The sequence below is a fragment of the Pedobacter sp. PLR genome, assembly GCF_026239675.1.
Classification (GTDB): domain Bacteria; phylum Bacteroidota; class Bacteroidia; order Sphingobacteriales; family Sphingobacteriaceae; genus Pedobacter.
Genome location: NZ_JAPIVQ010000003.1, coordinates 768758 through 785128 on the forward strand (window position 1 = coordinate 768758; position 16371 = coordinate 785128).

The following is a 16371-nucleotide window of genomic DNA, read 5'->3' on the forward strand; positions in this document are numbered from 1 at the left end:
AATTTATAACAATAATGCAACCTTAAAGTTTAAATGAAAAAAGAAACTTTGATTAATAACGAACTCTTTACAGATTATAAGGCTGTAGCTTATGCTGCCGACTTGATAGAGCGTAATGTGATTGATGCAGATGGTGTCGAAATTATCCCTATAGGGCCCGATAAACGTGCTTTTGCAAAAGATATTGAAAATTCTAATGCTTATTATTCTGAACAAAGAAGACAGGACCGTATTCGCATCAATACCAATAGAGAAGGTTTATATGATATGCTGCCTGAAGGGCTTTTTCACAGGCCACCTATAGGTAGTGCCGGAATGGATGAGGAATCGATGATTAAGGATATCAGAGATCGGAGAGAGGAAGAAAAACAGGCCCGTTTATTTTTTAGTCCATTTGATGCCGAAATTAATCATGTAAGAATCATGACCGAGCTGTATGAAAATATGCTCGATAAAAAAACAACCTATGCTGATCTAAGTCAGATATTTGAGTTCGGATGGGATGAATTTAACCTGTTAAACAAGGAACAGAGTATTATTTGGATGCACCTGCTGCCTGAAATTCAACAAAAAAGAAACGATATCGATTTTGTTGCTAAAGTGCTTACGGCATTATTTAGCTTACCTATTGCTATTGTAGATACTACAGCCAATGTTACGCCAGTAAAAATTGCAGATGAACTGCAGATGAAGTTAGGCTCTGCTGCCTTAGGGATTGATACCATTATTGGAGATAGTTTTATGCCAGAGCATGAATCTTTCAGCATTCACATTGGGCCAACATCCCCGCAAGAACTGGTAAATTTTATTCCCGGACAAAAGAACAGGGCCATTTTAGATATGGCCATTAGTTATTTAATACCTGTTGATGCAGAGGTAAATGTTGAGCTGCTTACCGCTACGGATTTTCAGGAAACGTTATTAAGCGCAGATGGCGAAAGTGCTTATCTGGGTTATACCGTTTATATTTAAACGGTCGTTTCATTATTATACCTTTTTGTAAATAGATGGCTTTAATAGTATACGGTAATGTATATTCATCGTACTCCTTAAATTTAATTTAGCCAGGGTAAGGCTTAAGAGCTCTTCCCAGTCTTGTGCGCTAAGCTTAAGGTTCTCTGCAGGTTCGATAATAACATCTATGGTTTTAATAAAACCAGCATTTGGCTTATTATCCATTATTATGCCTTTGGCTAAAGTGATGTCTTTTAGTTTGTCGCCTAATTCATAACGGCAAAAATTAAGTACATCTGCTTTGGTAATAATTCTATCTGCAGTAGTTAATCCGTATTTATAAGCTTGAACCCTGTTGGTGGCGTTTAACCGGGAGCGGCCGCCTCTTGTTGGGCTTAATAAATATATACTTTCGGCATTAACTCTGTTATTTTCATAGACCACTAACCGGCTACCCGCATTAATATGGTTAGCTTCTTCGGCTTGTGTAATCCAAATATCCAGGAATAGAATATTAGCATCATCAATCGGCTTTAATACAATATAACCAGGCAACTCCTTAATATCCTTCAGTGCAGCACGGCTTTTTTGTTCGATCAACGCAATATTTTGTTCTAAGTTTTTAAGTGTGTTACTTAAAAAATCCGGTCCATAAGCAGAGAAAGCAGCTTTCTCATCTCTTAATAGTTCAAAAAGATAATCGACTAATTCTTTAGCATTTCTGGTATCAAAGCGCTCTGTGCCGCCGTATCTAATCGAGAAGGATCCATCGCCCTTTTCGTTTTCGTTAGTGTATGGAATTTCGTTATAACTTTTTCCCTTATTATCTTTCAGATTTTCTACCGCGAGCATCTGATCAAGTGCTTCAGTCTTAATCGGGATAATGTTATTCATGGTTTTTAGGCGATGTTTTATCTGACTCAACCTTTTATTAACCACCGGGAATGCATTAATGTAAATATGAAGTTCGTTCAGCATTTCCTGGTTTATGGCTGCCGGGAAGACTACTTTAAGCCATTTTACTTTTTCATCGATCTGGTTTAGGCTGGCGGGCTGAAAAATGTTTTCAAAAACAGCAGGCAATTCCTTGCTCCCGTCAACATTAAAATCATTAAGATCGCCCAAAGTGATAAACCTGTTGCTGTAAAACTGTAGCACATCGGCCTTAATCAGATTGAGCAACTGCTTGTGATGAAATGGTGCCTGGATTTTGCCTGTTGACGGCTCGTCCATAAATCGTTCGGTATAAGCCCTGAGTTCATTGTCTTTGTAGGACCATTTCCCCAGCGATAACAAATCGTAAGTATTTTCTGGTACGGAATAGTTTTTCCAATCGAAGAATAAGTTCAGCTTATTAAAATCCATCCAGTTTTTTATCCCGGTTAAACCAATGTATATGGTGTTTTTCTCTACCGAAAAACCAGGCAAAGTGTTTAAACCAGGCTGTTTGCTTAGTTGTTCTACCTTAAAAAGGGTATTTCCTGTGGCAATATATTTAACAGCTGCATTGTGAACTTTTACCGTGTGCATGGGGCTAAAGAAGATGTCGCTTTTTTTGAGCTCATCATGATCCAGCTGAATATTTTTCTTAAAAGCAAACTGGGTGTATGGCGAAAGGTAATCTTCCGCTTCGATGGGGCTGGCATGGATAATGGCATGGGCAGGTAATGATGAGGTTAAATGTTCGGGAGCTAAAATGCGGCTGATTTTATCGAAGATTCTATTTTCCAGATTCTTAACATCATTGGAGACATTGAAAAGCTCGTTGCTTAAGGCCTCCATAATTAGCTTTACAAGCGGATCAAAATCGTTACTATCTTTAATATTCCAAAAATCCAGGGCATTTTTTAAAATTCTATTCCGGATTTCATCTTTTGATGAATAAAAAATTTGCTTCATGTGTAGGATATTTAGTGCAATTTTGGTTAGGTTGATAATGGGCTGAGAAATAAAGCAGTATTAAAAAAATATTTTTCGCCTGTTGTTTTTATTAGCGCTCTAACGGTAATATCCACCTTTTTTTTGATTTCTGTTACCTTACGCAAGGGATATACATTCTCTACTTCGGTAATGCGAACTTCTACTGCTGTATTGTAAATTCTAAACTCATAATCGGTTATCGATTTTAGCAGGGATTTGCGGAATTTCTCCTCCCATATGCTTTCACTTACAATTAATTCAAAGTCTAGATCCCATATCTCACAGCCAAAATCATTGTGATATCTATGCTCTCCATAACGGGTAAAAATAACCAACTCAATGTGGTTGGAAATCGATTTCCCCAGGTCAGTCGATTGAAAACCACTGCCGGAAAAAATGAAGTTAAATCTGAACGGTTTGTTGAAAAAAAATTCAGGCATAGATGTTTGGCTTAAAGTTTGTTAAAAGTAAAATAAATTAATTTGTTTTAATAACTAAACAATAAATAATAAAAATTGTCATAGTGCAGTGTTAATTTGAGAAATTTTGTGGGATTTTATTGAGATTGATTGTCGAATTAATTGCCAGAATACTATAATGTCATCCTACTTAACGTCTATGAAGCCCATTAATGCCACTGAAATTAGGAATTCTTATACAAAGTTTATTTTACACTTTGTATTCCTAAGCCTATTCTCCATTTTTTGTATCTATCTTTTTTTCGCGGCCTCCGATTATGAGTATATCTTACTTGATAAAAAAGTAAAGGAAACTGAAAAGCTATCCTATTTAAGGAAAGATATCAATACAAATTTCGACCTTATTCTGGTCCGTCTCAAAGAACTGGCTCAATACCGCGATTATAATGCAAACGAAATGAGCAAGCAAAGTATTTTGCTTGGTGATATTCAAACTGCCAATAACAGGATAAAGGATTTAATAGTTAAGGAAACTATTCCGGGCTTAAGTTTCGATTTATATAGAAAATTAAATAATAATGTGGGTGCCATGGCTGATTTGCAAGATTCTCTCATCCAATCGAGGGGGGATATACAAAGGTATAAAGAGCGGATAAACGACTGTCAACGGGCAAATCAATCTGCAGCCAAAAAAATAAGAAACGGTATATATGGCCGATAACTAACGACTTATGATAAAATTAAGCATAAAAGAAAGGCGCGAACAATTCTTGTTTTTTTTGGCATTATTTGTTTTTACTGTAGGGCTTTTAAGCTTTGGGATTTTTTATAGCGGTAAATCGCAGCATGAAATTTCCAAAGAAACGCTCGAAGTTAAGATTAAGGAGAATGAAGGGTTCGAAGATATGGTGAAAGAAACCATGCCTATTGTTGATACTACTTTTAAACAGATTACACGTTACAACCCAAATGTGCAGGCCGTTTTTTTAAAGAACGATATCCAACTGTCATTAGGGTCTATCAAAGCCGCATTTGATCGTAAAGCATCAGATTCCCGATATAAAATCTTCGTTCAGACTGCCCAGTTGTACGATAGGTTATTTTACGATAGACAAGAACAAAATAGAAATATTACAGATCTCGAATTACATAAAAGACAATTGGACGACTGCATTCTCAACAGGCGGCAATTACAGCAAACTATAAATGCAAGATAAAAATCCCAACCTATAAAAAACGCTACCTATGTCTGACACAAACACCAAGCAGGTTAATTCAAATTCGCAAGGCTATGTTATTCTCTACATCCTCCTGGCTGTAACTCTTTTAACAGGCCTGATTTTCTTATTTAAAAGTTCTTTGTTTGAGAAAAGAACAGTTGATGCGAGAATTGTTAAGGATGAAATTTATTTAAATGAGGATTTAGTTTTTACTGATAATACACCAAAAGCCTCAAAATGGTTGTGGGAGTTTGGTAATGGTGAAAAAGCTACTTCAAAAACAGGTTCTTATCATTACAGTAAACCCGATACTTACATTGTACGTTTAACTGTTGATGGAGAACTCCGTCAAGAATTCCCGGTAACGGTAAGAGATACCATTAGAACAGTTATAGATACTGCTTTAACAATTAGTGGCCCAACGGCTGGCTTGGTTAACGAAGAAATAAGGTTAGAAGGCGATGGAGTAGGAAAGGATTTCGAATGGTCTTTCGGCGAAACTGGCCGCGTAGATATTAAAGGAAAGACCGCTTTATACACTTACCGCGCTCCTGGAAAGTACATGGTTCGCCTGAGGTCTGATAAAAGCCGTAAGCCTGCATTTTTAACCGTTTTAATTACCGACCCTAATGCCGAAATAGTAGACGATCTGGTTGCTCCGGGCGATGGCGAACGCAAAACCATTGATGATATCAGAGCCAAACTACAGGCCATTGCAAATGGTGCTGATTTTAACTCTAATTACTACTATCTCATTAACAAATATATGTGCAGCAACGAAAAGGTAACTGTAAATGTAGAAATGAATGGTAAGAAAAAACAGACGGATATTTATTCTTATTGCATGGGGCTAACTTTTGGGGGCGAAATAGCAATAGATGAGGCTCAGCTAACCATTAAGCCAAGTTCTACCTGTGCCAGTTTATTAAATATTAAACAACATTCAGGAACGGCCCAGCCAGGAACATCAGCAACTACTGATGCTCCTGTGAAAACAAAATAGATTAACATCTTAACCTAATTTCAAAGCTCATCTACTAAGATTATGAAAAAATATTATGCCTTAACCTTCCTGTTTTTAGGAATATCGTTTGCGTATGCACAATCACCATCGTCCTTCGGCAAAAAAGTGAAATATATGCCTAAATCTTATGAAAGGCCAGCTGAAAGCATAAATATTAACGATGCTACCAGTAGCAGCAGTTTGCCCTGGATTGTTTTTTCCGATCGTGAAGATAACTATACCACTACCTCTCCTGGCGGAAGCCTGATCATGAAAAAAATAAGTTTTATGGAACCTTTCTATGTTTCTAAAGAGGAAAACGGTTACCTGAAGTTGATTAAATACCAGGCGGGAATGGTTAGGGGAAGAAAGATAAATGATAAAAAAAGTGCCATCAGTTACGGTTGGATTACAAAATCTAAACTGCTCTTATGGCAGCGTGCATTCTCTAACCAAAAAACAGGTTATGCAGAAAAAGCGATAGGCATTGTAAATGGCAAAAATGCACTAACCGAACCCAGATTCTATTTTGATAACACCGATTCTATCCTGGTTTACAATACCCCTGAACTTAAAGATAGACGCAGCAAAGTGAGGTTGCACGAAATTGCTTATATCTACAAAAAATCCGAAGACGGAAAAAAATACTTAATCGGTTCTGATGATCAGCTTGTTGCAGATGCGGCTTTAAAAAGTGTTTACGGGTGGGTTTCTGCTGAAGCAGTACACAGCTGGGGCGATCGACTATACATTACTTCGGTTAACCCCGGCAATTATGACTTTGATGATTCTACCTCAACAGCCATAAGAAAGGGAATAGGAAGGTCTTTCGTTGTAGATCCTTTATTGCCGGGAGAAAATCTGATCTTAAGAAGTGTTCCGGTGATTTCGGATGAGGCAGGTACTTATGCTGTGGGCATTGCCACAGATGTTTATAATAAAAAAGACAATAAAATATTAACCATTAACGGATCTGCACTTTCTTATCAGGACTATTTGAAACTGCGTGAAAATAAAAATAAGATAAACGTTGTTTTTGTAATAGATGGAGGAAGTTCAATGACCAAATATTTTTCTGGAATGACCAACACCATTGCTTCTTTTGAAAGTATAATGGGCGATTTCGGTAAAGGGACAAAGGTTAACTATGGTGGCGTAGTGTACCGTGGCGGAAGCGGATGCGCACTAAAGGGGATTTTTGTTAGCCCGATTCAAGATGATTACCGGCAGTTAATGACCTTCTTATCAAATGAGGCGAAAAATACCTCGACATGTACTGGTGAAATTGCAGATGGGCCTGTTTTTGGGGGACTAAAAGCTGGATTAAATTTATTTAAAGAAAAAAAGAATGAAACCAATTTAATTGTCCTTGTTGGTAGTACGGGAAATGTTGGTACGACTAATAATTACCTAATTAACGCATTGAGTGAGCAAGTTGCCCTTGCTGACGCTAGAATTTTGGCTTTACAAGTGTATAGCGATTTTAACTCATCATTTAACGATTTCGTAATCCAATCGCGTAAACTGGTTTCCGAATCGGCCATCCGTTCTGCCGAGTACAGAAAAAATACAATGGTTAAGGGGGAAGGTTTAAAAATCTTTCAGCCTTACAATACGAGTCTGCAAGATTCGATTTCTTACTATTTAGATTATCCTAAAAATAGTTTAATACAAGGTGGCGTGGTTTTTCCGACCAAAGGAACGGTAAATTCCAATCAGAGCATGACAAAAGCCCTTCAACGTTTTGTAAAAGAAACCAATACTGATATTTATAATCAGATCAGTTCGCTGGATAGTGCTTTCCGCTTAACAGGGATATCACGTAAAAATCTTTCTGCTGATGTTGAAGGATTGTTGCCTGAATCTGTTGGCCCTGAAGTTGCAGACCGTATGCCACACAATGCCTTTAAATATTACAGGACAGCAACCTTATCGGCTGATGTTGTGAAGAATAACCGCTCTGCTTTGCAATATGCTATTGTTTTAAACAATATGGAATACAAGCAGATTATAGATGTTTTTTCAATTATGCTGGGACAAAATCTTCAGGCTGATCAATCTTCTTTTAGAAGCCAGCTGGTTAAAAATTATGTAAAAATGCCTAAGCAATTGCTTGGAATGAAAGTGTCATCGGGCGATATAAAAGCCATGACTTTGGCCAGCTACATTAAGTTGGTAACGGGTTTGCCTTTAAACAACGAGTTTCTATTCCAGTATACGGTAGGTGATTTAAAGAGAACTTCAAAAATGCCGCTAGATCAGTTTGAAAACTATATTAAATTATTAAATCAATCCGTGCAGCAAATTAAAAGAGCGACACAGATTGAGCAACAGTTTGTGTCAAACGGCAAAATATATTACTACATCACCGAAAATAATTTTAACCAGGCAGTTTTGCCAAAAACCAACTAGGGAATATGGCAGTTACAAATTTAAGCGAATCGGTAAAAACAGCGATTCATATCGCACAATCGCTGGCAAAAGAATACAGAAACGAAGAATTTTCCGGGGCTCATTTGCTCAAAGGATTAATGCATAAGGACGTTGGTTTGCGTTCATTCATTACTTCAATTGGGAAAGATGAAGCATACATCAGCGACTGGGCAGAGGTTCGGATTGAGGAGCAGACAAAATCGGCAAGCTTTGATGATACTGTTAAGGCTGCGCCTGAAATCGGTGTTATTTTCGAAGAAGCAGATAATGTTCGCATAAAACTAGGTTTAGATTTAATTACACCAGTTTGTGTGTTAACCGCATTGGCAAAGCCAGGTATAGGTTTTCAGCCCGATCAATTGAAATCTTTCCCGATAAAAGAGCGGGAGATTTTAGACTTATACATAAAGGATAAAGAGATTTCGAGCGTAGTTGATCCAGATAAAACAACAGCTGGTACGGAAAATAAAAGTACAGGTAATGCGCTGTATAAGTATTGTATCGACAGATTGCAAATGGTTCGGGATGGTAAAACAGATCCTATAATAGGCAGGGATAAGGAAACCCGGATGATGATGGAAATTCTTTGTCGCAGAACCAAGCCAAATGTAATTCTTACTGGCGATGCCGGAGTAGGTAAAACCGCGCTGGTTGATGGCTTTGCTATAGACATTGTAAACCAGCAGGTGCCTGATAGTTTAAAGTCAGTCCAGCTTTTTGAGCTTGACTTAGGGTCCCTTATTGCCGGTGCATCTTATAAAGGAGAGATAGAAGACCGCTTAAAAAATATCATCAAAGAGATTAAGCAATTTGAAAAGGCGGTGCTCTTTATCGATGAGATCCATACCTTATTAGATAGTAAAGGACCACTAGGCGCTGGTATTGGTAATTTATTGAAACCAGAACTTGCCCGTGGTGAAATAACGGTAATAGGAGCGACCACTATTGATGAATACCGCAAAATTATTGAACCAGAACAGGCCTTTAGCAGGCGTTTCGAAGTGCTTCAGGTAAATGAACCTAATGAAGAGAGTACGCTGAAAATGTTGCAAAAACTAGCTGTAAAATATGAGGAACATCATACGTTAAGTATTGAGCCCGATGCTTTGGGCGAATGTGTTCGCCTGGCTAAACGTTACATGAAAGATAGAAGGCTTCCGGATTCTGCTTTTGATTTGCTGGATAGGACTATGGCTGCAATGAAAATGATGAATGACACTTCTGTTCAGGTAATTGAGCGTTTAGCAGAAGATTTAGAAGCATTGAAAATAAATGACGAACAATCGGAAGCCGGGAAATTTGCAGATTATAAATGGCTTTTCTCTTTACTTCAGAATAAACTAAGTCCGGTTTTATTAGGCCGCTTAACAGATGAAACGCAGACTGATGCCTTTGAAACTGCTGATGAATATCAGGGTTATATAGCTGGTAGCCTCCGGGAGCTAAAGAAATATGCTGCAGAAAAAAGCGATCGCATTACCAAACAGGATATTGCTTCTATAGTAGCTTATAAAACAGGTATCCCCATGGGGAAACTGCAGGCAGGCGAAAAGGAGAAATTGCTAAATATGGAGCAATACCTAAAGAAACGTGTGGTGGGACAAGATCAGGCACTTAGAGCCGTTTCGGATGCCATTCTGGAATCGCGCAGCGGACTGAACAAAAAAGGGCAGCCTATCGGATCCTTCTTTTTACTCGGCCCAACGGGAACAGGTAAAACCGAACTGGCAAAATCAATAGCCGAGTTTTTATTTAACGATGAAAAGGCAATGATCCGCTTCGATATGTCTGAATTTAAAGAAGAGCATAGTGCCGCATTGCTTTATGGAGCGCCTCCGGGTTATGTAGGCTATGAAGAAGGTGGCTTGTTGGTCAATAAAATTAGACAACAACCTTATTCTGTGCTGCTGTTCGATGAAATTGAAAAAGCACACCCTTCAGTTTTCGATACCTTTTTGCAGATTTTGGATGAAGGCCATATGCACGACCGTTTAGGTAAAGAGGGTGATTTTAGCAATTCATTAATTCTTTTTACCTCAAATATTGGTAGCGAATGGATTGCAGAACAGATTGGAAAAGGCATTATTCCTGCTTCGAATCAATTGATGGAAGTCATGGCCGGACATTTCCGTCCTGAATTTTTAGCCAGAATCTCGGAAATTGTTCCTTTTGCACCGATTAACGAAAGCAATGTGGTACGCATTTTCGAAATCCAGTTAAGTAGCCTTATACAATCATTAAACAAAATGGGTATTGAATTTGAAATAGCAGAGGATGCAAAGAGAATGATCGCTTTAGATGGCTTTACGCCTAAATATGGTGCAAGACAATTATCAGCTGTAATCAGGAATCTTTTAAGAAGACCAATTTCTAAGTACATCATATCAGGCGAACTAAAAAAAGGATCGAAGATTAAAGTAAGCAAACATCAGGAAGAGGATAAGTTAGTATGGAATATTATTCAGCCCGTAGGTGCAATGTTGGAACGAAAATTGAGTTAAAACGTTAACTATTATATTATTAGAAAAATTAATCGCAAACCTAAATCAACAAACTATGTTTAATTATGAAATTGGAGGTAATGAACGGAAAGTTGATACTTCAGAAGCTTTCGCAGAAATTGCCCATAACAAAACGCTTTTTGTGCAGAAACTTACCGATAACGAACCTATAAAACCAGAAAAGGTAGAAGGATTAAAAACCGTGAAGGAAGTATTCCAACATTATAAACCAAATGTAAAAGTAGCTTTCGAAAAGCAAGACGGATCTACTGTTGTTGAAACGATAAATTTTAACGATCTGGGAGATTTCGGTGTGAAAAATATCATCAATCAGAGTAACTACTTAACTAATGTGAACATCGAGAGAGAGATGTCGCTTAATGTAATTAAACAATTAAAATCTAACAAAACCTTAAAAGCTACGCTGGATGACGAAGAAACTAAGTCGGCCTTCATTAGTGCTTTAAAGAACTTTGTTGATGAACTGGAGCAAAATAAATAACCTAACCGCTGAGAAAACATGTCAAATCCTCAAGAATTAAAAACAGACCAAAATATATCTCAGGCGGGTTTTAAACCAGCCGAAGTCAAAACCATAGAAAAGACGTCACTTAAAGATAACTTAGAAAAGCTGGCCAGGGTTGGTGGTTTCGATTTGTTAGAAGCGACCGTTGATGGCCTTCAGAATTTGAACCCTGAAAGAAAAGCCAGAAAGCAGATCTTCTTAACCGGCGATGAGAAGAAGAAAGAACGCGAAGAGCTGAAAAAGAAAATTCAGCTTTGGATCGACGTGCTTGAGTCTTCTACTTCTGTTGCAGATATGGTAGAAAAAAGCACTGAAAAACTTGATGTTGCTGAACAAAATTTGAAGAAAAATATTGGAAAGGCGCTGGAAAGTAGCAGAGAACTGGAGCAAGCTTATAGATCGGTCCATTTATTTTATAAAAATACCGAATCTGATAAACTTAAAAATGTGGTGCTGTTAAACGCATCAATGGATCAGATTAAAGATTTAGATAATCCCCGCTTTATTGAATATGTTGATGATGAGTTAAAGCAGAATTATGACCGTTTAGATCTTCGTAAGAACTATTCATTAATGGTAGTGCCTGGCTACATGGGCTCAAACAAGGTATTAGAAAGATGGGGCAAAATAGCGCACAATAACAAAGCAATGCTGGTAACAGATTTTGCCGATCTTGATCAACCAGATGATGTGCTTGATTTATTTACGGCAGCAAATCTTACCGGTGCTGATGCATTTAGATCTAATGTGATTATGACTTGTAATTGGTTGGTTGGCCGCGGTAAAGTTGCTGAAGTTGGAGAAGAAGATGATCTTACTGTGCCTGGATCGGCCGCACTTGCAGGTAAAATGTACTACACTTTAATGTCGCAGGTTACTGCGGGTAAAAAACATGGTGCAATGAACGAGGTAGATGGTGTAAAATTCGACTTAAAGAAAAGCGAAATATCACACTTAGAAAGAGTAGGCCTGGTGCCAATGGTTAATGAATATGGGAAAGTAATGGCTTTCTCCGCTAAAACCTTATTTAATGGAGATAATATTGGCTTGCAAACTTATTCTGTAGTGCGTGTATTTGATTACATTACTAAAGTATTGTTCGATTTCTTAAACAGGAGAGCATTCGAAAACTGGACTTCTAAAACAGAGCAGGATTTGCGTGGTCAAATTGTTAAATTCTTAGATGGAATTCAAGGTGCAGATCGCTTAATTGAAAGATTTAAGATTATGCGCTTTGAAAGAGATGAACTTCAAAAAGATAGAATCCATTTAGATATCCACATCACACCTTATTTTCCAGCTAAAAGTTTTGTAGTAAAACTTGATGGACATAAAGGTGAGGATGAAAACACCACCTGGAATACAGAGTACAACCAGCAATAGTTTTTGATAGCTGAAAATAAAAAACCAGCCTTAGCGTTGGTTTTTTTATGGAATATGCATGACAATACCAAAATCTTTATAGTTTTGTAATGCATCATCCCGATCAGATTAATCAAAAAAAATGAAACAAGTACTGATCCTGAATGGGGATATTGAAAAAAACACATCTACAAATTTCCTGATTAACGCCTATAAGCAAGGTGCAGAAAGTGCTGGCGCAACTGTGAGGGAGTTGGCCATCATTGATCTGATATTTAACTCGAACAAACTATTTAACAATAGACAAATTGCCGAGTTGGAGCCCGATTTGCAAAAAGCCTTAACGGCGATTAGGCAAAGTAACCATGTTGTGCTTTTTTGTCCGGTCTATGTAGATCATATTCCAGCAAAGATTAAAGGTTTTTTTGACCGGCTGTTTATGCCTGATCAGATCTTTACAGCTCAGCAGCAAAATGTAAATAACAATTTTAGTGGCCGTTCGGCGAGGATTGTGTCTATCCTGGATGAAGCAACTTTTAAAGAATGGAAAGCAAATAAGAAAACAACTTATCTTTCTATTAAGAAAGTTGTTTTCGAAAAATGTAAAATGAATCCGGTACTCACTAATACCATTGGAGAATTACATTCCCTGGAAAATCATTACAGTCAGAAGTGGCTGGCTAAAATGGAAAAGTTTGGTGCAAAGTTGATTTAATCAGTATCTTTTTTTATAAAGTTGTGCCCTAAAAGGCTACATGCCGGGGGAAATTACTACAGTTATTTTGGTGATGTAGTATAATCCTGTATTTTTAATATTAAAAATAACTAAAAATCTTTCCACATATTTTCTTTAATAAATATTCGTTTTTCAAGTTGTTTAGGTTGATTTAGGAGTTTTGTTGCCATTTTTAAAATAAGCTTATTCCTTGTGTATGAGCAGTTAATCTAATAGTTGGCCTGATATTTGGTTTGAATTGATCCGGTAGTGGATGCTACAATAATCAATTTTTTTAACCTTTAAATTTTAAGACTATGGCTTTCAAAGCTAGATTAAATTTATCAGGCAAGGAGTACGATGTGCTTCATTGTGCCTATTCATTAAACCGTGACGTAGATGCTAAAGGAAGACCATCTTCCGGAGTTTACGGCGGTACCATCGACATTGAGATCGAGTCAACGGAAGACACCTCAATTGTAGAGGCGATGGTAAACAACCAGTACAAACCCATTTCAGGAACACTTCTGATCAAGAAAACTGATGAAGATGCCAAAATGAAAGAAGTTAATTTCGAGGATGGCTACATTGTTAAATATTCCGAAGGGATAAACATTGTGGGCGATCACCCGATGACACTCAAGTTCCAGATTTCTGCTCGTAAGCTTAAATTAGGTAGCGCTGAGCACCTTAACGATTGGCCAAAAGTTTAACGAAAGGCCACAATTATCCATCTTTCAACATTAATAAAATTATCATGGCATTTAAAACCCGTTTAAACTTAGGATCAAAGGAATTTGATGTACTACAGTGCAGCTTTTCACTAAACAGAGATGTTGACGCAAAAGGCCGTCCATCATCTGGTGTTTATGGTGGTACCATCCACATCGAAATCGAATCTACTGAAGATACTTCAGTGATCGAATCAATGGTTAACAATCAATATAAGCCTCTTTCCGGAACATTGGTGTTCAAAAAAGGAGAAGAGGATTCAAAAATGAAAGAACTGTCTTTTGAAGATGGTTATATCATCCAATATAACGAAGGTATTGCGGTAAACGACAAGACACCAATGACCTTAAGTTTTGTGGTGTCAGCCCGTAAGCTAAAGCTGGGCAACGCAGAACATGAAAATGATTGGCCTAAATCTTAACTATTTAGCGCATAAAATCAATCGAAGCGACTGGTTCAGGCCAGTCGCTTTTAGTTCGTTCATGTTTTTTACCGGACTAAATTTTAGGTCTTAAAATACATTATTAATGTCTTTAAGGTTTTGCTATGTCAACTCAAAAAAAATAAATCTAAGCTTAAGCTATGTCTAACCACCTCCAAAAAACTTCATTAAAAAACGATCACTGGTATCAAGGTAATAGGTGCCTGGAATGGGCGGCGCGCATACAAATTCATAATATAATTTTCGGGTAATTGTTGTGATCATGATTTATAATTAATATGGAAAAGAAACTAATTACAGAAATCAATATTGAGGATAAGGAAATTACACATTTTGCTTCCTTTAGCTTGCAACAGGCTTTTAATGATCATCATTATTTCGAATTGCGTTTTAACCATGATCAGATGGGGGCGCCTGGTTTAATCAGCTTAGATGATAGTCGCGATTTTGTAGGTAAAACCTTAACTGCATCTTTTGGTCATTCCCCGGAAGGCATGCAGAATTTTGTGGGTTTGGTATCTAAAGTTGAGCTGTCGCAAAGTCATGGCTACCATGGGATTTTAATTGTAAGTGGTTATAGTCCTACGATTTTGATTGACCGTGGGCCAGATTTAGGTTCTTATTTAGACAAGGATCTAAATGAAATTGTAAAATTAGCAACGAAAGATACGCCAGCCAATGATTTAAAAGTTGTGGCCAATGCGTCCAGAACTACATCAATTGATTACCTGATCCAATATAGGGAAAGTGATTTTGCATTCCTTAACCGGCTTTCGGCCGAGTACCATGAGTGGTTTTTTTATGATGGTAAGCAACTCAACTTTGGCAAACCCAACGAACAAAAAGAGATAGCGCTATTTTACGGAAGAGATGTTCAGGAAATGCAATATGCGATGGAAATAGCGCCGATTAAAAATAAGCGGTTCTCTTATAATCCAAAGCAAAATGAAATGTTGTTGAGCGAGAGTACCGGTAAGGCAGAGGGTACACCTGATTTATCACATGCGATTAAAGCATCAAACCTTACTTTTAGTAAAACCTTCAACCAACCTTCGTTAATCAGGGTAGATAACAGCAACGACATTAAAAACCTGGTAGAAAACGAAGAGAAAGCCAATACTAGTGAGCTTTTAAAAGTTACAGCCAGGGGCGATAATGCCGGACTTAGCATCGGTAGCATCGCTGAAATTACGATGAGTATTCGTAAAGAACTGGCCTTTAAATCAGAAAGTTTGGGTAAATTTTTGATTACCAGTATCAAACATCATATCGATGAAAATGGTAAGTACCATAACACTTTCGAAGGGAAAATATCTACTACCGAACGCTTATTGGTTAAAAACTTCGAAAAACCACATCCAGATATGCAGTTGGCAGATGTGATTGATAATAACGATCCACAGGGCCAGGGCCGTATTAAGGTGAAATTTAAATGGGAATGTTTAACCAACGATGTAACCGAATGGCTGCGTGTGGTTAGCCCTAGTGCAGGAGTAGGAGATAGGGGGAATAACCGTGGATATTTTGCTATACCAGAGGTTGATGATCAGGTGATGATCGCTTTTGAAGAAGGAAATATTGCACGACCGGTAGTAATGGGAAGTGTGTATCATAGTTCCAGTGTAGATAGTAGTCCCTTAATTAAAAATCACCTTAAAAGTATCATCACCAGAAGTGGGCACCTGATTGAGTTTGATGATGATCCGAATACTCAGGGGATAAAAATTACTGATATACACAGCAACATTATCCATATCGATACCAAGGGGAATAACATCACCATTACGGCTTTGGAGAACATGACATTAAACTGCAAGAATATGCAAATTAATGTACAGGAAAACATGGGTGTGCAAGTGGGTAAAGATCAATCTACCAACGTTGGAGAGAATCAAACAGTCTCGGTCGGGAAAGATATAACCACTTCTGCGGGGAATAATTTTTCGTTAACTGCTACCGGAGATATTCAAGAAAGTTCTGATAACCGAACAGAGATGGTAAGCAAAGATTTTTTAAGACACTCAGAAACATCCAACGAGCTGGCAAGTGAGATAACCGTTTTTAGTCAACGAGAAAATATGACGCTTCAGAGTGGGAAAATTGTGGAGATCAATAGTGCTGAAAAATCAAAAATGTTTTAGGTT

14 protein-coding genes are annotated in these 16371 nt (G+C 37.6%); 12 read left to right on the forward strand and 2 right to left on the reverse strand.

Going from position 1 to position 16371, the window contains the following annotated elements; translation table 11 throughout:
- Positions 1-33 precede the first annotated feature (33 nt).
- Positions 34-972: a type VI secretion system baseplate subunit TssG gene (locus OQX61_RS10500; protein WP_265841611.1), complete on the forward strand. Its 939-nt coding sequence runs from the start codon at positions 34-36 to the stop codon at positions 970-972.
- A 15-nt stretch (positions 973-987) separates the two neighbouring features.
- Here OQX61_RS10500 and OQX61_RS10505 read toward each other — a convergent pair whose 3' ends face one another.
- Both OQX61_RS10505 and OQX61_RS10510 read right to left on the reverse strand, forming a co-directional pair.
- Positions 988-2853 (reverse strand): hypothetical protein, encoded by a 1866-nt coding sequence (locus OQX61_RS10505; RefSeq protein WP_265841612.1) that lies wholly within the window; start codon positions 2851-2853, stop codon positions 988-990.
- A 26-nt stretch (positions 2854-2879) separates the two neighbouring features.
- Positions 2880-3314 (reverse strand): GPW/gp25 family protein, encoded by a 435-nt coding sequence (locus tag OQX61_RS10510; protein ID WP_265841613.1) that lies wholly within the window; start codon positions 3312-3314, stop codon positions 2880-2882.
- Positions 3315-3492: 178 nt separating this feature from the next.
- Here OQX61_RS10510 and tssO (OQX61_RS10515) point away from each other — a divergent pair, with 178 nt between their 5' ends.
- The 11 genes from tssO (OQX61_RS10515) (at position 3493) to OQX61_RS10565 (ending at position 16368) form a co-directional block, all read left to right on the forward strand.
- Positions 3493-4014: a type VI secretion system TssO gene (gene tssO / locus OQX61_RS10515; protein WP_265841614.1), complete on the forward strand. Its 522-nt coding sequence runs from the start codon at positions 3493-3495 to the stop codon at positions 4012-4014.
- A 10-nt stretch (positions 4015-4024) separates the two neighbouring features.
- Positions 4025-4510: a type VI secretion system TssO gene (tssO, locus tag OQX61_RS10520; protein ID WP_265841615.1), complete on the forward strand. Its 486-nt coding sequence runs from the start codon at positions 4025-4027 to the stop codon at positions 4508-4510.
- Positions 4511-4538: 28 nt separating this feature from the next.
- Positions 4539-5516 carry a PKD domain-containing protein gene (locus OQX61_RS10525; protein WP_265841616.1) on the forward strand — a complete coding sequence of 326 codons (978 nt, stop codon included), beginning with the start codon at positions 4539-4541 and terminating at the stop codon, positions 5514-5516.
- Positions 5517-5558: 42 nt separating this feature from the next.
- The gene (gene tssR / locus OQX61_RS10530; RefSeq protein ID WP_265841617.1) at positions 5559-7928 is read left to right on the forward strand and encodes a type VI secretion system protein TssR domain-containing protein; all 2370 of its coding nucleotides are present in this window, start codon (positions 5559-5561) and stop codon (positions 7926-7928) included.
- A gap of 5 nt (positions 7929-7933) precedes the next feature.
- The gene (locus OQX61_RS10535; RefSeq protein WP_265841618.1) at positions 7934-10450 is read left to right on the forward strand and encodes an ATP-dependent Clp protease ATP-binding subunit; all 2517 of its coding nucleotides are present in this window, start codon (positions 7934-7936) and stop codon (positions 10448-10450) included.
- Between the two features lie 55 nt (positions 10451-10505).
- Positions 10506-10952: a hypothetical protein gene (locus OQX61_RS10540; RefSeq protein ID WP_265841620.1), complete on the forward strand. Its 447-nt coding sequence runs from the start codon at positions 10506-10508 to the stop codon at positions 10950-10952.
- 18 nt (positions 10953-10970) lie between these two features.
- Positions 10971-12359, forward strand: a complete 1389-nt coding sequence (locus tag OQX61_RS10545; RefSeq protein ID WP_265841621.1) for a DUF5458 family protein — start codon at positions 10971-10973, stop codon at positions 12357-12359.
- A 121-nt stretch (positions 12360-12480) separates the two neighbouring features.
- The gene (locus OQX61_RS10550; RefSeq protein WP_265841622.1) at positions 12481-13053 is read left to right on the forward strand and encodes an NAD(P)H-dependent oxidoreductase; all 573 of its coding nucleotides are present in this window, start codon (positions 12481-12483) and stop codon (positions 13051-13053) included.
- Positions 13054-13370: 317 nt separating this feature from the next.
- A complete protein-coding gene (gene tssD / locus OQX61_RS10555) occupies positions 13371-13766 on the forward strand; it encodes a type VI secretion system tube protein TssD (RefSeq protein WP_265841623.1) in 396 nt (131 codons plus the stop codon).
- A gap of 44 nt (positions 13767-13810) precedes the next feature.
- The gene (gene tssD, locus OQX61_RS10560) at positions 13811-14206 is read left to right on the forward strand and encodes a type VI secretion system tube protein TssD (protein ID WP_265841624.1); all 396 of its coding nucleotides are present in this window, start codon (positions 13811-13813) and stop codon (positions 14204-14206) included.
- A gap of 299 nt (positions 14207-14505) precedes the next feature.
- Positions 14506-16368, forward strand: coding sequence for a phage baseplate assembly protein V (locus tag OQX61_RS10565; protein WP_265841625.1), 1863 nt, complete (start codon positions 14506-14508; stop codon positions 16366-16368).
- The last annotated feature ends 3 nt before the right edge of the window (positions 16369-16371 follow it).